At 68.5% G+C, this 18,013-nt stretch carries 16 protein-coding genes; 6 read left to right on the forward strand and 10 right to left on the reverse strand.

Features of this window, described 5'->3' with window-relative positions:
• The first annotated feature begins 68 nt into the window (after positions 1 to 68).
• The 4 genes from DMB37_RS13375 to mtnC all read left to right on the forward strand — a co-directional run bounded on the left by DMB37_RS13375 (position 69) and on the right by mtnC (position 3,523).
• The gene (locus DMB37_RS13375) at positions 69 to 416 is read left to right on the forward strand and encodes a DUF1330 domain-containing protein (protein ID WP_135232984.1); all 348 of its coding nucleotides are present in this window, start codon (positions 69 to 71) and stop codon (positions 414 to 416) included.
• Between the two features lie 115 nt (positions 417 to 531).
• Positions 532 to 2,265 carry an S-methyl-5-thioribose-1-phosphate isomerase gene (mtnA, locus tag DMB37_RS13380; RefSeq protein ID WP_135232985.1) on the forward strand — a complete coding sequence of 578 codons (1,734 nt, stop codon included), beginning with the start codon at positions 532 to 534 and terminating at the stop codon, positions 2,263 to 2,265.
• Positions 2,262 to 2,837, forward strand: coding sequence for an acireductone dioxygenase (locus DMB37_RS13385; RefSeq protein ID WP_135232986.1), 576 nt, complete (start codon positions 2,262 to 2,264; stop codon positions 2,835 to 2,837). The genes mtnA and DMB37_RS13385 overlap by 4 nt, the downstream gene beginning before the upstream one ends.
• The gene (mtnC, locus tag DMB37_RS13390) at positions 2,834 to 3,523 is read left to right on the forward strand and encodes an acireductone synthase (RefSeq protein WP_135232987.1); all 690 of its coding nucleotides are present in this window, start codon (positions 2,834 to 2,836) and stop codon (positions 3,521 to 3,523) included. The genes DMB37_RS13385 and mtnC overlap by 4 nt, the downstream gene beginning before the upstream one ends.
• A 5-nt stretch (positions 3,524 to 3,528) precedes the next feature.
• Here mtnC and DMB37_RS13395 read toward each other — a convergent pair whose 3' ends face one another.
• Positions 3,529 to 3,960: a YdeI/OmpD-associated family protein gene (locus tag DMB37_RS13395; protein WP_135232988.1), complete on the reverse strand. Its 432-nt coding sequence runs from the start codon at positions 3,958 to 3,960 to the stop codon at positions 3,529 to 3,531.
• A gap of 118 nt (positions 3,961 to 4,078) precedes the next feature.
• Between DMB37_RS13395 and DMB37_RS13400 the strand changes: the two genes are divergently transcribed.
• Positions 4,079 to 4,885 carry a CPBP family intramembrane glutamic endopeptidase gene (locus tag DMB37_RS13400; protein WP_135232989.1) on the forward strand — a complete coding sequence of 269 codons (807 nt, stop codon included), beginning with the start codon at positions 4,079 to 4,081 and terminating at the stop codon, positions 4,883 to 4,885.
• Between the two features lie 33 nt (positions 4,886 to 4,918).
• Here DMB37_RS13400 and DMB37_RS13405 read toward each other — a convergent pair whose 3' ends face one another.
• The 3 genes from DMB37_RS13405 to DMB37_RS13415 all read right to left on the reverse strand — a co-directional run bounded on the left by DMB37_RS13405 (position 4,919) and on the right by DMB37_RS13415 (position 7,511).
• The gene (locus tag DMB37_RS13405; protein ID WP_135232990.1) at positions 4,919 to 5,368 is read right to left on the reverse strand and encodes a VOC family protein; all 450 of its coding nucleotides are present in this window, start codon (positions 5,366 to 5,368) and stop codon (positions 4,919 to 4,921) included.
• A 109-nt stretch (positions 5,369 to 5,477) separates the two neighbouring features.
• Positions 5,478 to 6,332 (reverse strand): aminoglycoside 6-adenylyltransferase, encoded by an 855-nt coding sequence (locus tag DMB37_RS13410; protein WP_206055249.1) that lies wholly within the window; start codon positions 6,330 to 6,332, stop codon positions 5,478 to 5,480.
• A gap of 285 nt (positions 6,333 to 6,617) precedes the next feature.
• On the reverse strand, positions 6,618 to 7,511 hold the full coding sequence (locus tag DMB37_RS13415) for a hypothetical protein (RefSeq protein ID WP_135232991.1): 894 nt from the start codon (positions 7,509 to 7,511) through the stop codon (positions 6,618 to 6,620).
• Between the two features lie 249 nt (positions 7,512 to 7,760).
• Here DMB37_RS13415 and DMB37_RS13420 point away from each other — a divergent pair, with 249 nt between their 5' ends.
• On the forward strand, positions 7,761 to 9,464 hold the full coding sequence (locus DMB37_RS13420; protein WP_135232992.1) for a metallophosphoesterase: 1,704 nt from the start codon (positions 7,761 to 7,763) through the stop codon (positions 9,462 to 9,464).
• Positions 9,465 to 9,468: 4 nt separating this feature from the next.
• Here DMB37_RS13420 and DMB37_RS13425 read toward each other — a convergent pair whose 3' ends face one another.
• The 6 genes from DMB37_RS13425 to nirD form a co-directional block, all read right to left on the reverse strand.
• Positions 9,469 to 9,807, reverse strand: coding sequence for a TfoX/Sxy family protein (locus tag DMB37_RS13425; protein ID WP_135232993.1), 339 nt, complete (start codon positions 9,805 to 9,807; stop codon positions 9,469 to 9,471).
• A gap of 45 nt (positions 9,808 to 9,852) precedes the next feature.
• A complete protein-coding gene (locus tag DMB37_RS13430; protein WP_135237551.1) occupies positions 9,853 to 10,830 on the reverse strand; it encodes an alpha/beta hydrolase family protein in 978 nt (325 codons plus the stop codon).
• Between the two features lie 139 nt (positions 10,831 to 10,969).
• Positions 10,970 to 15,226, reverse strand: a complete 4,257-nt coding sequence (locus tag DMB37_RS13435) for an amino acid adenylation domain-containing protein (RefSeq protein WP_240772380.1) — start codon at positions 15,224 to 15,226, stop codon at positions 10,970 to 10,972.
• 347 nt (positions 15,227 to 15,573) lie between these two features.
• Positions 15,574 to 16,329: a sirohydrochlorin chelatase gene (locus DMB37_RS13440; protein ID WP_135232994.1), complete on the reverse strand. Its 756-nt coding sequence runs from the start codon at positions 16,327 to 16,329 to the stop codon at positions 15,574 to 15,576.
• On the reverse strand, positions 16,326 to 17,549 hold the full coding sequence (locus tag DMB37_RS13445; RefSeq protein WP_135232995.1) for a uroporphyrinogen-III synthase: 1,224 nt from the start codon (positions 17,547 to 17,549) through the stop codon (positions 16,326 to 16,328). Before DMB37_RS13445 ends, DMB37_RS13440 begins: the two co-directional genes overlap by 4 nt.
• 4 nt (positions 17,550 to 17,553) lie before the next feature.
• Positions 17,554 to 17,955, reverse strand: a complete 402-nt coding sequence (gene nirD / locus DMB37_RS13450) for a nitrite reductase small subunit NirD (protein WP_135232996.1) — start codon at positions 17,953 to 17,955, stop codon at positions 17,554 to 17,556.
• Positions 17,956 to 18,013 lie beyond the last annotated feature (58 nt).

Consider the following 18,013-nt stretch of genomic DNA (forward strand, 5'->3'; position numbering starts at 1 on the left):
ACCGGCGCGCGGCCTACGTTCGGATCGGCGTCGTGCTCCGGCGACGCCACCGACGACGGGAGCCGCTCATGTCCGCCTATGGCTTCGCCCACCTGCGCGCCCGCAGGCCGCACCCCGACATTCTCGAGTACCTCGAACGCATTCAGGACACCCTGGATCCGTTCCACGGCCGCTTCGTCATCCACGGACCGCCCGCCGAGGTGGTCGAGGGCGACTGGCCGGGCAGCATGGTGCTGCTGGAGTTCCCCGATCTGGATACGGCACGAGCGTGGTACCACTCGCCCGCGTATCAGCGGATCATGCACCTGCGCACCGACCACATCGACGGCGATCTGCTGCTGATCGAGGGGGTCGAACCGAACTACGACCCGCGCGCACGGGCCGTGAAGTTGCGGGCGGAAGCCGCATCCGGGTAACCGGGCGCCCTCGGCTCGTCCGGTTCCGGCCACTCGGCCGACTTTCTCCGCGCCGTTCGCGTCCGATACCGTTGACCAGGCACAACACGGTTCCACGCGACGAAGGATGCGCCTGATGGACGACAGTTCCCTGAGCTGGGACGACGGTGCGCTGGTCACCATCGACCAGCGCGGACTGCCGCACGAAGTCCGCGAGCTGCGGCTCGACACGGTCGACGCGGTCATCGACGCCATCCGGGTGCTCGCCATCCGGGGCGCGCCCGCCATCGGTATCGCGGGGGCGTTCGGCGTGGTCATCGCCACCGCCGCGCACACCGTCGACGGCGTGGTGGACGAGGCCAGGGTGCACGACGACGCCGATCGCATCGCGGCCGCACGGCCGACCGCGGTGAACCTCGCGTGGGCGGTGCAGCGCGTGCGCGCCAAGATCGCACTGGGCGCCGACGCCGTGCTCGCCGAAACCATGGACATGCTCGCCGAGGACGGCCGGGTCAACCGGGCCGCCGCGACGCACGCCGCCGACCTGGTGCAGGAGCTATGCCCGAACCGGCCGTTGCGGGTACTCACCCACTGCAACACCGGGCGGCTCGCGACGAGTGCGTTCGGTACCGCGATCGGCACGCTGCGCGTGCTGTTCGAACGCGGCGCGCTCGCGAACGTGCTGGTCGACGAGACCAGGCCGTTGTTGCAGGGCGCGCGGCTCACCACCTGGGAGCTCGCCGAGGCGGGTATTCCGCATCGGCTGACCATCGATGCCGCGGCGGCCTGGGCCATGGCGACGGGGCAGGTCGACTGTGTACTGGTCGGCGCCGATCGGGTCACCGTGAACGGTGATGTCGCAAACAAGATCGGCACGTATTCGCTCGCGCTCGCGGCGCGGCATCACGGCATTCCGTTCATCGTGGTCGCGCCGGAATCGACCAGGGATCCGAACATGGCGACCGGGCGCGACATCGTCGTCGAGGAGCGGGCCGCCGCCGAGGTGATCGGATTCGGTGGTGTGACAACGGCTCCCGAAGGGACCGCGGTGTTCAACCCGGCGTTCGATGTGACGCCCGGTGCGTTGGTGACGGCGGTGGTCTCGGAACTCGGTGTGGTGCATCGCTGCGACGCGACGACCGGGGCGGGGTCGACCCGAACCCTCGTCCCGGGCGATCATCGGCCTGCTGGTGCCGGGCCGGCCGCGGCCAGCGGTAATCCCTTGCCCGGCAGGACGATCGCCGATATCGCGCGCGGCCTGTACCAGCGGGGCTGGATGCCGGGCACCGCGGGCAATATCTCGGTGCGGACCGGCGAGACCGCCGTGATCACCGGCAGCGGGTTGTCCAAAGGTGAACTCACCGAACACGACATGGTGACCGTCCGGGTCGCGGATTCGACACCGGTGGCCGGGAGCAGCCGGAAGCCCTCGGCGGAGACCACAATTCACACGGCGGCCTACCGCGCCACCGCCGCGCAGGCGGTCGTGCACATCCATCCGCCCCATGCCACCGCGCTGGCCACGCGAGCCGGCGGTTCGGACGAGGTGACCTCGCTGCGGATCACCGATTACGAGCTCATCAAGGGTCTCGGCGGCAGCAACCCGGCGGTCATCGACATTCCCGTGTTCCCCAACTGGCCGGACGTGCCGCGCATCGGCGCCGATATCGAGCGCTATCTCACCGACCACCCCGCCGCTCCCCCGATCCTGTTCATCACCGGTCACGGGATCACCGCGTGGGGGGACAATCTTTCCCAGGCGCGTGATCGTGCCGAATGCCTGGAGGCGCTGTGTGAGCTGGTGGCCCGCACCGGTCGCAGGCAGGCGTTCGGGTCGCGCGACGAGACTCTCGAGATTGGACTGACATGACCCTGCTCCAGGTGATGGCCGCCGACAACGCGGCCGACGTGCGGGTGCGGACCACCGATGACGCGGTGATCGGCACCGAATTGGCAAAGCACGGCATAACTTTCGGCCGCTGGCCGGTGGTGGAGAATGCGGCGGCGATCGCCTCCGATGAGCTGCTCGCGCACTACACCGACCAGGTCGCCGCGCTGAACGAGTCCGGGCGCTACCAGCACATCGACGTCGCCCGCATCCACCCGGACGACGCCGACCCCGAGTGGCCGAAGGTCGCCGAGGGTGCGCGGGCGAAGTTCCTCGACGAACACCGGCACGCCGAGGACGAGGTCCGCTACTTCGCCGCCGGCCGCGGCTGCTTCTACCTGCATCTCGGGCAGGAGGTGCTGGCCGTGGTCTGCGAGGGCGGCGATCTGCTCTCGGTGCCCGCGGGCACCCTGCACTGGTTCGACATGGGCAGTCGGCCCGACTTCATCGCCATCCGCTTCTTCGAGGAGGCGGACGGCTGGGTGGGTGACTTCACCGGGGACCGGATCAGCGCGGGGTTTCCGACCCTCGACGAGCTGCTCGCCACCTCATGATCACGACGGTCGTCCTCGATATCGAAGGGACCACCAGCCCGACCAGTTCGGTGCGCGAAGACCTGTACGGCTATACCCGTGCGCGTCTTCCGGCGTGGTTGGCCGAGAACCGCACGGGCGCAGCGGCTCCCATTCTCGCGGCGGCCAAGGCGCAGGCTGGGCAGCCGTCGGCCGGCACCGATGAGGTCGCGGCGATATTGCGCGGCTGGCTCGATTCCGACGTCAAAGCCGAGTCGCTCAAGGCCGCCCAGGGGCTGATCTGCGCGGAGGGGTTCCGCAACGGCGCGTTGCACGGGGAGTTCTTCGCCGATGTGCCACCGGCGCTGCGCGCCTGGCATGCGGACGGTCTCGCCGTGTACGTGTATTCGTCGGGATCTGTTCGTAATCAACAGGACTGGTTCACCTTCGCGCGTGGCGGCGAATTGGCCTCGCTGGTTCGCGGCTACTTCGACCTGTCGACGGCGGGCGGCAAGCGTGAGCCGTCGTCGTACGAGAAGATCGCGGGTGCGATCGGCGTGTCCGGCGATCGGATCCTGTTCCTGTCCGACCATCCGGACGAGCTCGACGCGGCCGTCGCGGCCGGTTGGCATGCCGTCGGCCTCGCCAGGCCCGGCGAGCCCAATCCGCCTCGGCCACCGCATCGTTGGGTGGATACGTTCGCGGACATCGATCCGGGCGCCGTGTAGGCGGATCAGCCCAGCGAGTCGACGATCTTCGTGATCCGTCTCGCGCGGGTATCCGCGCGCTTGGCGTCGGTGACGGCCGTGACGTGTTCGCGGCGGCGCGAGTAGGACAGCTTGTCGAAGGCGTCGCGGCGGCCTGCGGAGCGCAGTGCTTCGGCCAGGTCGTCCGGGATGTCGACGGTGCGTTCGGCGTCGTCTCGGGACACCGTCACCACCACCGTGTCACCAGGTGCCTTACCCAACTCGGTACGGATCGCCTTCAGCAGGCCGAGACAGGGCCCGGAACCCATGTCGACGATGGAGCCCCGGTAGCCGATGCCGTCGAAGTCCGCCTCGACCGGGATGCGGCCGCCGCCACCGAGCGCCGCGACAACCTCCGTTGGCACCGCGACGTACGCGCCGCCGCCGGCGCCGGACTCGATTCTCGCTTCGAATCGCATGAACCGACCTTAGCCCTGAGGCGTGCTGACCTCGGGATTCAGGGTGTTCCCCGATAGCAGGGGTGCGCCGGTCCGGCCTACGGTGAGCGTCGGTCGGTCGGTCATCGGTGGAGGTAGTGTGCGGCGTCAGGTTTCGGATCGGTCGGCCGCGGCCGTCTTCATTGTCCTGGTGCTGGGGATCGCAGTGGCGACGGCCGAGGTGGCCGGCGGGTTGGTGCTGGCGTTGTCGCCGGTGCTGGTCACCGTGCTGCTGCTGGCGGTTACTCGAGACGGTCACGCAGGGTGGGACCGGGTCGGGTTGTCCCGCAGTGGGATTCGGCAGTGGCCGCTGGCTGTCGGTGGGAGTATCGCGGTGTCGGTGGTGGCCACGGGTCTGGTGGTGTTGCTCGGCTACGCGTCGTTCACCTCGCCTGGCTCGGACATGTGGATGAATATGCTCGTGCTGGCGATCACCGGGCCGATTCTCGCGTTCGCCGAGGAAATCGGTTGGCGCGGTTACCTTCTCCCGCGGGTGATGTGGCTGGGCGAGCGACGGGCCATGCTGCTCGTCGGCGGGGTTTGGGCGGCTTGGCATCTGCCCTACATCCTGTTCACGCCCTACTACCACAGCGAAGGCAATCGCCTGCTTACTCTTTCGCTGTTCATCGGAAGCGTGCTCGCGTTCTCTTTCTTCTTCGGTTATCTGCGGCTCGCGTCGGACAGCGTGTGGCCGCCGGTGCTTGCGCACTTCGCGCACAACTGGGCGTTCGCGGTGCTGCCCGCGATCGTGGCGACTGATCATCCCGTGGTGTTCGGGGAGTACCTCGCCGGTGATACCGGGCTGTTCGTCATGCTCGGTACGGGTCTGCTTGCCTGCCTGCTCGCGGGAGTGTGGCGACGGCGGCTCGTGCTCTCGGAACGTACGGCGGTCAGCGGCAAGATTTGAACGCCCGCCTCTCGGCGGAGGCGGGCGGTCGGTTCAGGCGTTGTCGTAGGCGTCCTGGAGGGTTTTGATGTCGAGCTTGGACATGCTGCGCAGGGCGGTGCCGACGGCGATCGTCTTGGCGGGGTCGCCGCTCATCAGGTTCGGCAGCACGGCCGGGGTGACCTGCCAGGACAGGCCGTAGCGGTCGGTGAGCCAACCGCACGGGCCCGGCTCGCCGCCGTCGGTCAGGGCGTCCCAGAGTCGGTCGATCTCGTCCTGGGTTTCGACGACCAGTTGCAGCGAGGCTGCGTCGGTGAGCGCGTGTCCCGGGCCGCCGTTCATCAAGGTGACCGCGTGGCCGTCGAGTTCGATCGCGACGATGAACGCCGTTCCGTCCGAGTTGCGGGCGACGTCGGTGATCCGGGAGTTCGGCACGAGGGTGGTGTACCGGGTGGCGGCTTCCTCGGCGGCGCTGTCGAACCAGAGGAAAGTATTGACGGACATGATGGGCTCCTTGCCGGTGGTGTGACTTGCTGTCACCCTCTGGTCGGAGCCGTTTTCGCTGTCTCGACCTATCTCGTCGAAATTTCTCGAGATATTTCGGCGAGGCCTGTCAGAGCGACGGCAGCTGGTCGAGGGATGGCCGGATCGTCTTCTCCGCCTTTTCGGGGTAGTCCAGTCCACCGGCCGTAGCGACCTCTCTGGCGAGCTCACCGAACAGATCCGCCGTAGCCTGCGCCTGCCGCAACGGATCACCGATCGCGAAGATCCCCTCGACCCGCTCCCACACCCCCTGCGCCGCCCACTGCCGCATCTTGGTGCCCGCATGCCAAACATCGTGCCCACTGCCGTGCCGCGAAATCGCATGCCATTCGATCATCGTCAACAGCAGTTCCTTGGTCTCCCAGTCCCGAGACTTCACGACCCAGAGCTCACCGCGCGCCGAATACCTTGGCAGATGGGCGATCTCGAACCAGAACTCCGAGCACAGCGCCCCGAACTCCTCCTGATCAGGCAGCTCCCCGACCGGTGCCGACCCGGTCGCCGCAGGCAGCCCCGCCGCCGACCCATCCCGATCGAACAGCACCTGATATCCCCGCTCATGCAGCTCGTCGAGACCGCCCTCGACCATCTCCCCCAGCCGCTGCACCGGCACCACCTGAAAGTCGACCTTCACCCCACCCTCGAAGAACACCAGATGCGCCGGATTGTCATACGGCCCCGCCAACTCGACATTCACCCACACCTCCCCCAACTCCCGCACCCACCCGTCATCCCCCGAATACCGCTCCACATCCGTGGTGTACAGCTCGATATCGTGGTCCGACAACGCATCCACCGCGCCGTCTCCCCGAGCCCGCGACCCCGTCCGCAACACCACCCGAACATCGTCACGCCCCCGAGCCCACTCCACCACCCGCCCCACCATCGGTTCGTCCTCAGCAATCCCCATCAGCGAGCGATCCATGATCGCAATCTTGCCCGACGGACTCGAAAAGGTCGGCGACGTTGGTCACAGTCACCGAGCGACGGAGCCACAAACGAAGTACGTCCCGGTCTTCGCACGACGCGATGCGGGCCCGCGCATCAAGCGAAACCTCGATCGACCGCTCATCCAGGAGCTCGAGAATGCTGCCCACGACACCCTTCGTCTCCCCCTTAATCAGTCCCTCAGCACGCGCCTCGGCACGCCTTTGGGCCTGGACCCGCCGGGAAATCTCCGCCACGACAGACGGGTGGACGTGGATCTCCACTACTCGGACTCGAAAAGCTCAACGGCAGCGGTCACCGTCACCGCCCGATCGAGCCAACCCGCCAACACATCACGGTCAGTACACGATGTGATCCGGCCTCGCGCATCATCCCCGACGGTGACTCCGCGCCGCTCCAGGACCCGCAGAATGTTTCTGGCGGTCGTCTTCGCCTCCCCCTCGATTAGCCCCTCGGTCCGCCCCTCTTCCCGCAGGCGCTGCGACGTCTCCGAGCGGAAGAACGATGGGTCGATCGACATCAGGTGCCTCCAAGTGTTGGCGGCCGGGCTCTTACCCAGGCCGAGTTCGGTGAGTTCGGCGATGACGTGGGCGTCCTCCTCGTCGATCCCCCGCAGGGCGGCGGCGAGCGCCTTCAGTATCTCACCGATGCAGGGGTCTTTGGCATGTGTCATCGCGGAGAGTGCGGTGAGCGCGATGTCGGCGGCGGCCTTGTCGGGGTCGGTCATTACGGGCACGTTTTCCGGGCCGAGGACGAGGGGGCGCATCGTGAGGCTCGACCAGAACGGCTGGCCGAACGCTACGGGACGGGCCGCCCACAGCGCGGTGGCGTGGTCGTGGCAGACGACCAGCAGCAGTGCGGGGAGGCGGTACTTCGCGTGCGCGTGCGCAAGGTAGTACGCCCATGCCGAAGGTTTGGCCGGGTCGTCCTCCCCCTGCGCCTCGACCAGGAGCAGGAACTGGCCCGTGGCCGTGGTGAACCGTAATAGAGTGTCTACTCGTCGCTCCAGCGGTCTGACTTCGGTGAGATCCGTTGGTAGCAAGACCACTTCGGTTGGATCGTCTAATGGCACGTCCAACGCGCGGAATGCGCGCGCGAACATTGTTGGGTCGTGCTGAAAGATCCGGTGCATCGCCTCGTGCTGGGAACCGACCATTCCGCCGAAGGTACCTCGATATTCGAAAATATGTTCGATTCACATTGGGGGGCAGCTGGATTCGGGCTCGACACAAGGCGAGGCCGTCTTCGAAGGGGCGGCCGAATCCGGCTGTGGTTGTGGAATTGGGGCAGATTTGTCGTGATTGCCGGGATGTAGCGCTCCGATCGGGAGAGTTCATCCAGTGTTCGCACTTGGCTTGCGGTGTCGAGTTGCTGGAGGCTTGCGGGGGGTACAGCATCGGTGGGTATGGGGTCGAATCCGCTGAATCCTGTTGGTGATGTTCCGGAGACCGGGATACCGGGTGGGCTGTCTGCCGAGATGACTGTGGCTGAGCAGCATGAGTGGCATCGGGAGTATTTGCGGCGGCATCGGGTTTCGCGGCGCAATGTGTTGCGGGGGGCGGCGGCTGCGGCGGCCGTGGCGGCGGTGGGTACTTCGCCGTTCGGGCGGCGGGCTTATGCGCAGGATGCGCCGTTGGCGGTTGGGGGGCGGCATGTGGGGTTCGGGGCGGATGCGACCAGTCAGCTGCGGTTTGCGGGGCAATTGTCCAGGCGGCCCGCGGGTACCAAGGTGTTTCTCGACCATGGGCCGACCCCTGCGCTCGGTGCGACGGTGGAGGCGGAGGTGCGCAATCTGCTGACGCAGGTGCCGAGTAGTGATGGCGGCGTGCTGGCGGCCGAGCAGTTCTATGTGCACGCGCCGGTGGACGGGTTGCCGGGGCGGGTGCCGCACTACTATCGCTGGCGCACGGCGGACGGCTTCGCCGGTGATATCCGTGCGGCTGCGACGGCGATGCCGACCGCGCGGGCGGCGCTCGTGCCGTTTCGTTTCACCATGATGGGCGATCAGGGGACCGACGAAACGCCTGCGTTGCCGTCGGGTGTCGCGCCCGGTGATTACGACGACAAGTACTACAAGGCGGACAACGATCCGAATGTCCCGCACGCCACGAGTGTGCTGCGCCAAATCGCCAGGGCCAAACCGGATTTCCATATTTTGGCGGGCGACATCGCTTACGCCGATCCGTCCGGTGCGGGCAAACCGAACCAATTCGTCTCGCACGGTGCGAAATCGGCGCACGGCTTCGACAAGTTCAATCCGTACGTCTGGGACGTCTATTTCGGCGCCATCGAGGTGAGCGCCGCTCAGACGCCGTGGATGTTCGCCACCGGCAACCACGATATGGAGGCGACCTACGGTTCGCACGGCTACGGCGGTCACGCGGCGCGCCTCGACTTTCCCGGTAACGGGCCGGCCGGCTGCCCGTCGGCGTATTCGTTCACCTACGGCAATGTCGCGGTGCTCTCGCTCGACGCCAATGACGTCTCCTACGAGATTCGCGCGAATACCGGGTATTCCGATGGGGCGCAGACGAGTTGGGTGGAGCGCACGCTCGCCGCCTACCGGGCGAACCCGGATATCGATTTCCTGGTCTGCTTCTTCCACCACTGCGCCTATTCGACGACCGAGGCGCACGCCAGCGACGGCGGCGTGCGTGACGCCTGGGTCGCATTGTTCGACCGCTACCAGGTGGATCTGGTGTTGCAGGGGCACAATCACGTTTTCGAACGCACCGACCCGATCCGCGGCAATGTCGCGACGAAGGTCTCGGGCGACAATTCGGTGGTGTACCCGGAGACCGACGGCACCGTCTACTACACGGTCGGCGGCGGCGGTCGGCCCCGCTACGACTTCCAACCAGGATCCCGAGAGTCCTACCGGGGCAACGAGTTACCGGACACGTCCGTACCGAACAGCTACGTGTGGGCACCCGGCGGCGACAAGCAGGACGAGGCGGCCCCGTGGTCGCGGGTGCGGTTCCGAAATTATTCGTTCCTGCGCGTCGACGTCCGTCCCGGCATCTTCGCCAGCGAGATGGACGTGATCGCCGTCGACGAGTACGGCCACGAATTCGACCGGGTCACCTACCGCAGGCAGGTGCGCGGGTAACCGGCTACTTCTTCTTCGGCGGCAGCGTCCGCGCGTAGCCGACGCCACGATCGACCCATTCGCGCAGCACGGTGTCGTCGTCGGCCGCCTCGGGGGTGACGCGCAGCCAGCCGACCATTTCCCGGCCGCCCATCACCATGGGCTCCACGAATTCGTTCGCGAGCAGCCTGTCGCTTTCCGTCCGGTCGACCCGGACCAGCAAGCCGCCTTGCCCACTGGCCGCCACCGCCATATTGCCGCCGATCAAAAAGGCCAAGCCGCCGAACATCTTGCGCTCGGACAGCTCCGGCCCCGGCTTGATCAGCAGCCGGATGCGATCGGCCAACTCCTCGTCATATGCCATAGCGGAATTGTCGACCCTGGCACCGACAGATTCTCGGCGAAAGCCTCACGCGCCGATCGCCGCGGCGAACAACGGCCAGGACAGGTGCACGTCGTCTTCCCAGTAGGTCCAGGCGTGGGTACCGGCAGGCCGCAGATTCGCGGTGACCGGGATGCCGAGTTGGTGCAGCCGATCCACGAACGGCCGGGTGCAGCCGCCGATGACGGTCTCCATCACTCCGCCGACGAGCATGCGGTCGAGCAACCGGGCCGGGTTGCCGTCGATGCCGCGGTCACCGATGGTGTCGTGCTCCCCCGGTGCGCCGGTGCCGGACGAAACATACAGCGCCACACCGCGCAAGCGTTCGGCGTTCAGCATCGGATCGTGCTCGGCCCAGGCCGGGCTGTCCGGCCCGCCCCACATGTTCGCGGCGTTCGCGCCGAACACCGCGAGCTGCGACGAGACGTAGGCCTGCGCCACCGAATCACTGGTGCGCGGGCACCCGCTGTAGGCACCGACCGCCTGATAGAGGCCGGGAGCGCCGGTCGCGAGGTTCAACGCCGAGGTCGCCGACATGGACAGTCCCGCAACGGCATTGCGCCCAGTCATGCCGAACCTGCCCTCCAGCAACGGCGGCAGTTCGCGGGTCAGGAAGGTGGTCCACTTGTTGCGGCCGAGCACCGGATCGTCGTGCAGCCAGTCGGTGTAGTAACTGGCGCGCCCACCCATCGGCACGATGACGTTGACGTTCTTGTCCGCGAAGAACTCCGCGACATCGGTGCGCCGCGTCCACGGCCCGCCGTCCTCGCCGCCGTCGACCGCGTTGAGCAGATACAGCGCGGGCGCACCGGCACCGGGATGCGACATCCACAGCGTGATGGGCTTGTTCATCGCCGCCGAGTGCACGACGACCTCGAGCTGCCGCCCGTCGAGCGGGCGTACCTCGAGGATGCGGGAGTCGGGATCGGCGGCGGCCGGACCGGCCGGGACGATCGCGGCGACGACCGCGAGAAGGGGAACCAGGCATCGCATCAGCCGGCGCATGGCGTCGAGTATCTCCCAGGGCCGCCGGGACATCCGGCATTCACCGGGCGTGTTCGGGCAACGATTGAACGCGCAGGTCGGTAATGGCACCATCGGCGATCACCGATATCCAGCTATCGACCAGCGACGGCAAGTACCCCTACGCGCTCGAACCGTGCACCGCGCGCTGCCGCACCGCGACGGGCACCGCCGTGCGCTCCAGATGCCGCGCCAATATCGGTCCGATCACGCCGACCACATCCGCGTTGGTGAGCTGCGCATGCGTCGCCTGCACGGGATGTTCGATGAGGTCACCGGTGATGAACGGCCGCCATATCTCGGCGCCGAACAGCTCGGTCACACCGCGGGTAGCCGAAAAGTACAGCAGGTCACCGTCGAAGACGCCGGGCCGGTAGCCATGCGAGAGGGCGACGCCGTCCACATAACCGCGATGCAGCCGTTCCAGTTGCGCCGCCGACAGGCCGGTACCGAATGACGCACCGGCGCAGGCCAATTCATCGGCGGCCTGCGCGGCCGTCAGCTCGGGGGCCGCGTCGCCGTCTTCCGGCTCGTCACCGAGCAAGTGCGTCAGCAGATCTCGCATCCGAGGCGCGGGCGGCGGATCGACGCCGTCGGGGAAGACGACGCTGTCCAGCATGGCCAGCACCGCCACCGCGGCACCGCGGGCGCGCAGGCGCACCGCGATCGCGTGCGCGATCTGACCACCGAGGGACCAGCCGAGCAGGTGGTACGGCCCCTCCGGCTGCACGCGCAGCATCGCATCGACATAGCTGTCGGCCAGCTCGTCGATGGTGCCGAGCGTGCGGCGCGGTCCGGTCAGCGTCGGCGCCTGCAGGCCGTACACCGGCCGGTCCGTGATGTGCCGCGCCAATCCGGCGTAGCACCAGGCCAGCGGGACCGCCGAGTGGACGCAGAACAGTGGCGGGCGAGTTCCGTTGCGGCGCAACGCGAGCAATACGCCGAACGCGTCGTCGTCGCTGGTATCGGTGCCGTCGTAGGTGGTGATCCGCTCGGCGAGCGCCCGCACGGTCGGCGCCGCGTACAACCAGCGCACCGTCACCGGCACCCCGGTCGCCGCGGCCAATTCGGCCGAGACCGCCACGCCTAGTATCGAATTCCCGCCGAGTTCGAAGAAGTCGTCGTTCAGGCCGACCCTGGACTGCCCGGTGGCCGTGCCGATGCGCTCGGCGACCAGACGCTGAATCATGTTCTCCGGGGCGCGATATGGCCGCTGCACGATGATCGACGGCGGCAAAGCGGCACGGTCCAGTTTTCCGTTGCTCGCCACCGGAAGCCGGTCGAGTTCGATGAGCGCCGAGGGCACCAGCGCGGCGGGCAGCGTCGCGCGCAATCGGTGCAGCGTGGCCGCCGCGTCGAACGCGACGCCGGGGGCGGCGACCACGTAACCCACCAGTCGCGCCTCGGGCCGACCGGCGTCGGCGACCGTGACGACCGCGTACTCGATGTCCAGTCCGGCGAGCAGCGCCGCCTCGATCTCGGCGGGCTCGATCCGCCGCCCGCGCACCTCGACCTGGGCGTCGACGCGACCTAGGAACTCGAACACCCCGTCGGGGCCCGCGCTGACCAGGTCGCCGGTGCGGTACAGCCGCCGCCCGACCCCGAACGGATCGGCGATGAACCGCACCGCGGTGCCCGCCGGATTGCGGACATAACAATCGGCGACGCCGATGCCGCCGAGATACAGCTCACCCCGGGCACCGTCGGGCAGCCGCGCCAATCGGGAGTCCAGCACCACCGCGAGCACCCCGGGGAGCGCGCGCCCGATGGTGACCGGCGCGTCGATCGCCATCGCCGCGGTCTCCGTCGCCATCACGGTGGCCTCGGTCGGCCCGTATCCGTTGAACAACCGCACGTGCGGCGCCCATTCGCGCACCAGCTTCGTCGGGCAAGCCTCGCCACCGATGGCCACCACCGAGAGACCGGGCACCTCCGCCGGGGAGAGCGTGGCGAGCACCGCAGGAGTCGTCAGGTAATGGGTGCAGCCTGTCGCGCGGAGCAGCCGTGCCAGTTCGGCGCCGGATACCACCGACGGCGGCTGCACCACCAAGCGCGCACCGGACGCGAACGCGGCAAGGACATCGAGGAGATGTGCGTCGAAAGACGGGGCGTGCGAATGCAGCACCACCGAGTCTCTGCCGACGCCCCAGTGCTCGACGATGTAGTCGGTCAGCGAACCGAGGCCGCGATGACTGACCGCCACCCCTTTCGGCCGCCCGGTCGTGCCGGAGGTGTAGATCAGATAGGCCGGGTGGGCAGGTCGCAGGGCACGCGGCCGCTCCGCGTCGGCCACCGGTGTCGCCGACCGGCGCTCGACCTCCGCAATACACCGCGGGTCGTCGAGCACCAACCAGTCGATGCCACACCCGGTCCCGCCGCGTGCGTCATGGTCGCTCGCGCGGCCCGCGTCTGCCGCGGCAGGGTCGAGGCGGCCGAAGAATCCGGTGTCGCTGGGAAACTTCTCCCGCACCGCGCTGATCGTAATGCCTTGCCGGGCACGGGAATCCGCGATGACCGTGGCGATCCGCGCGGCCGGATCGGACGGATCGACCGGGACGAAGCAGGCGCCGGTCTTCGCGACCGCCCACAGGGCCAGCACCGATTCCAGCGATCGCGGTACGGCGACCAACACGAACTCACCGGGACGCGCGCCACCTGCCATCAACTCGCGGGCCAGCCGCGAGGACGCCTCGTCCAGTTCGCGGTAGGTCATGGTGCGGGTATCGTCCTGCACCGCAACAGCATCCGAGGCTGAGTGTGCGCACAGCAGTTCGGGCAGCACCCGCACCGGCCCGGCGGGCGGCGCGACGACCGGAGCGGGCCGGGCGCCGTCGACCGCGACTATCGGGCAGTCGGGCGCCGCGGCGAGGAAGCGGCGGAAGTACTCCAGGAACATGCGGTGCTGCCACACCACGGTGTCGTGGCGGTAGCGCGTCGGGTTGGCCTGAAAATCGATGCTGACCGAGCGGTCGTCCGGACCGGCCTGGTAGCCGTTGACCATCAGATCCTCGACGGGTCCGAGCGCGAGCAGCCTGGCCTGGCCGGTCAGCGGGCCGAGCCGGAGCGGTTCGGCGAAGCCGAGGACATTGACCAACGGTCCGAATCCGCTGCCGAGGGCCTGATCCCGGCCGCTGTCGCGGCGCATGTCCTCGAAGCGGTAGCGCTGGTGCCGCAAGGCGCCGATGACGGTCGACCGGACCTGGGCGATGACCGCACCGACGGTGCTGGTGTCGAGCTGGGATAGTCGCAGCGGCACCACATTCGACAGCGAACCGGCCGAGCGCCGCAGTCCCGCGGTGGTGCGCGCGGGGACGGGCAGGGTCAGGCAGACCTCTCCGTTGCCCGTCATCCGGGCCAGGAAGCAGGCGAACGCCGCGAGGGCCAACTCCGGGAAAGTCGCGCCGTGGCGGGTCCTGGCGGCGGCGAGTAGCTCCGCGGTGGCGGCATCGACGGTCGCCGTCACCCGGTGCGGCCGTGCCTGCGGTGCGGCAGGTTGGCCGGCCAGGCTCACCGGCGCACCAAGTCCGGCGAGCCGATCAAGCCAGTAGTCCCGATCGACCGCTCGGCGTGGTGAATCCCGGTAGGCCTGCTCGGTTGCCAAGATTTCCGGCACCGAGAGCGCCGGAAGGTCCTGCACCGAACCGGCTTTGGCGCGATCGGCGGCACCGTTCGACAGCACGGTACCGGCGCGCTGCGTGGATTCGCCTGCCGCTTCGCGCGTTTCGGTCGATGCGCGATGATCCGCGGACCGCCACAGCACTCGCCCGGACGGGCGACGGCCCGCTCCGACCAAGCGGCCGGTGTCGAGCAGCGCGTCGCTCGTCCCGCGCACTACTCGCGGCTCGGTGTCCCGCTGGGCCGCAAGGACTTCGGCGCGATAGAGCTCCCCGGTGCGGCGCAGCACCGCCGCGGCACCGAGGCCGTCCAGTACGAGGTGGTGGCTGCGCAGGTACAGCAGGTGGTGCTGCGGCGCTACCCGGAAGAGGGTGGCGACGGTGTGGTCGTCGGTGCGCGGATCCAGCGGTGCGCTGTAGTCACGCTCCATCGCGGCGAGCGCGGTAGCGACCGGGTCGATGCCGGTCGTCAGGTCCACGACCTCGATCGGCAGCTCCGCGTCCGGATCGACATACTGCCGCGGCTGCCCGTCGACGGTCCGGAGTCGCACGTGCGGCGATTCGAGTTCCCGGGCCGCGCGCCGGGCACAACGTGCCATCAGTGCTATGTCGAGGGGTCCACACAGATCCAGGTACATCGCGACCGTGAGCGGCACCTCGGGTTGCAGTTGCTGGGCCACCCACCAACTCTGTTGCACGGTCGAGAGTGGGTACATCCGCTGCGCCGTGGCATCGCCAGGCACGGCGTCGTCGGCTCCGGTCAACACGCCTCCCATGCATTCGGAAGCCACCGCTGAATCGTTTCTCGGGCAAACCTACGGCATCCAGGCCCGAACTCGCCGTAATTGCAGCATGATCGGCGCGTGCAAGGGTCGCTGCCTGGACAGACAGCGGGCGCTGGTCTATCGGATTCGACGAATATCCCACCACGAACGCATCTCGGCACACACCCTGCTACGTGGAGCCGTTGGCTCAATGAGAGGCGTCACCATTGAGCCGTTCACTCAATGAGAGGCGTCGTGGTGGAGCCGTTCACTTACCGGCGGCAGCCGACAGCACGAACTTATCTCGGCTCACCATGTCGATGACACCCCCAGCTCGAAGCGCGAACTCAAGCGGCCCGGGTCCGCACCAATTCCCGCGCGGCCGCGCGATAACGGTCGACGATGAGCCGGACCACGGCGGGATGCACACCGATGGGCTCGGCGACGCCGTCGGCGCCCGCATCGTGCAGGCGTTGCTGGAACAGACCGTGCGCCAGCAGATACGAAGCGACGAAGACCCGTTGCGAACCCGACTCCCGCAGGGCGGCAACGACTTCCGCAACCCGCGGCGCACCGGTTGCGATATAGCCGATCCGGACTGGGGTACCGAGGTGTTCGGCGAGCATGGCGGCGGCCCGGCGAACATCCTGGCGGGCACGAGCATCGGAGGATCCGGCGGCGGCGAAGACGACCGCGTCACCGGGACGCCAGCCAGCGGCCCGCAGCCGCATCGTCATGATCCGGGCCAATGCCGGGTCCGGACCCATGGCCGGGGTGACGGCCACGGCGGCATGCCCGCTCTCGGCTACTTCCCGTGGCACGTCCTGGTAGACGTGGTACCCGGAGGCGAGGAACGCCGGAACGACCACGGCGGGAACGGATTCCCCCGCCGTGTCGCCCAGATCGCGCAGCACCTCGGCCGGTGACGGACCGAGAACGTCCACGAAAGCGGTCCGCACGGCCGGATCGGGCAGCTCGGCGTCGCGCCCCGAAACCGCGACGCCGAGCTCCCTGGCCACCGCCTCAGCCAGCGCGGCGATCATCTGAACCCCACGGGTGCTCCTGGTGCCGTGCGCCACCAGCACCAGGGCGGGCGGGGTCACAAGGACCCCAACGTCTGCACGTACCGCGTCGGCGCACCGGGCGCCTGCGGCCCCGACAGCTCGGGACGCGGATTGTTGTCGATGCATTCGGCCGCGTCCAGCGCCAGTCGATAGCCGCGCTTGACCACCGTCTGAATCGCCTTCGGCGCACCGAGCCCGGCCCGCAGCCGGGCGATCGCGGTCTCCACGGCGTGCGTGTCGTCACCGCCGCCGGGCAGCGCGGCGAGCAGGTTCTCCCGGGAAACGACCCGGCCGGGCTGGCGCGCCAGCGACCGCATCAGCGCCATCGGCGCGGGCGCGAGCTGACGCACCTCACCGTCGACCACCACGCAGCCGCCACGCACGCTGAGCGTGTGGCCCGCGGCATAGATGCGGTTGGCCCGTCGCGGCAGTTCCTCGGCGACGTGGCGAGCCAGCGCACCGAGCCGGGCCCGACCGGGCATCGACGTCGCCACACCGAGCTCCTCCAGCGGCGCCGCGGTGATCGGGCCGACGCAGGCGGCCAGCACCCGGCCGCGCAGCGCGTGCAGCACACCCTCGAGCAGTCCGGTTTCCTTGGCGCGCATCAACATCGACGCCACCGCGGGCGCGCTGGTGAACGTCACACAGTCCAGGTTCGCGGTGACGATGGCCTCGATCAGCTGGTCCATCGGACCCTGATCCTCCGGCGGCATCCACCGGTACACCGGCACCGGCACGACATCCGCACCGGCACAACGCAATACCTCGCAGAAGTCGGGCACCGGCTCCCACTCGGTGGTGGCGCCGTGCAGCTGCACCGCGATCCGCACGCCCTCCACGCCCTCGGCGAGCAGGTGATCGAGCACCTCGGCGGACGACTCCGAGGCCGGCGACCACTCCTCACGCAGTTCGGCGGCGCGGATGGCGCCCTTGGCTTTCGGGCCGCGCGCCAGCATCCGGGTGGCCCCGAGCGTGGCACGCAACTCCTCCGCGACGCCCCAGCCTTCGGCGGCCTCCATCCAGCCGCGGAAGCCGATGCCGGTGGTGGCCACCGCGATCTGCGGCGGTTCGACGATGAGCTGGCGGGTCACCCGCTCCAGCTCGGTGTCGTCGGCCAGCGGAATGATGCGAATGGCCGGCGCCGACACGATGTCGGCGCCGCGTCGGACGAGCAGCGTGGCGAACTCGTCGGCCCGTCTGGCCGCTGTGATGCCGATGGTGAATCCGGCAAGGCAGGGGCCCGGCTCGATGGTTGTCATGCGTTCATCCGTCCGAGGAGGCGAGCCCGGCGGTGACCGGCTCGTTGGAGATCGACACGATGCCCTCGGCTACGCGGACCGCGTACACCGGCAGCGCCGCCGATTCGTCGTCCAGGCAGCGCCCGTCGACCAGGGAGAACGCCTGCTTCAGCAGGGGTGAGGCGACGACCGGGACGCCGCCGCGGTCGCCGACGATGCCGCGCGAAATGACCGCCGCGCGTCCGATCGGGTCGATGTTGCCCACGGCGTAGAGCATGCCGTCGGACAGCAGGAACAACGCGGCCTGACGGCCGCCCTTCAGCAACACCGCAACGCCGCGGCCGGGGATCAGGTAGTCGAGCCGGCATGCTTGCGTCCAGCCGGTGGCGGTCGTAGCGGCAAAACCGGGGGTATCGATCACGGTCATCGGTGTCATCCTCCAAACGCCTTACCCATTGGTACAGGCGTCCTGTTTCTATGCGGTT

It is taken from the genome of Nocardia sp. CS682, from assembly GCF_004634405.1.
GTDB lineage: Bacteria > Actinomycetota > Actinomycetes > Mycobacteriales > Mycobacteriaceae > Nocardia > Nocardia ninae.

Coding starts and splice junctions, on each gene's coding strand:
- DMB37_RS13375 (WP_135232984.1), top strand. CDS start 69: ATGTCCGCCTATGGCTTCGCCCACCTGCGCGCCCGCAGGCCGCACCCC.
- mtnA (WP_135232985.1), top strand. CDS start 532: ATGGACGACAGTTCCCTGAGCTGGGACGACGGTGCGCTGGTCACCATC.
- DMB37_RS13385 (WP_135232986.1), top strand. CDS start 2,262: ATGACCCTGCTCCAGGTGATGGCCGCCGACAACGCGGCCGACGTGCGG.
- mtnC (WP_135232987.1), top strand. CDS start 2,834: ATGATCACGACGGTCGTCCTCGATATCGAAGGGACCACCAGCCCGACC.
- DMB37_RS13395 (WP_135232988.1), bottom strand. CDS start 3,960: ATGCGATTCGAAGCGAGAATCGAGTCCGGCGCCGGCGGCGGCGCGTAC.
- DMB37_RS13405 (WP_135232990.1), bottom strand. CDS start 5,368: ATGTCCGTCAATACTTTCCTCTGGTTCGACAGCGCCGCCGAGGAAGCC.
- DMB37_RS13410 (WP_206055249.1), bottom strand. CDS start 6,332: ATGGATCGCTCGCTGATGGGGATTGCTGAGGACGAACCGATGGTGGGG.
- DMB37_RS13415 (WP_135232991.1), bottom strand. CDS start 7,511: ATGGTCGGTTCCCAGCACGAGGCGATGCACCGGATCTTTCAGCACGAC.
- DMB37_RS13420 (WP_135232992.1), top strand. CDS start 7,761: ATGGGGTCGAATCCGCTGAATCCTGTTGGTGATGTTCCGGAGACCGGG.
- DMB37_RS13425 (WP_135232993.1), bottom strand. CDS start 9,807: ATGGCATATGACGAGGAGTTGGCCGATCGCATCCGGCTGCTGATCAAG.
- DMB37_RS13430 (WP_135237551.1), bottom strand. CDS start 10,830: ATGCGCCGGCTGATGCGATGCCTGGTTCCCCTTCTCGCGGTCGTCGCC.
- DMB37_RS13445 (WP_135232995.1), bottom strand. CDS start 17,549: ATGACAACCATCGAGCCGGGCCCCTGCCTTGCCGGATTCACCATCGGC.
- nirD (WP_135232996.1), bottom strand. CDS start 17,955: ATGACCGTGATCGATACCCCCGGTTTTGCCGCTACGACCGCCACCGGC.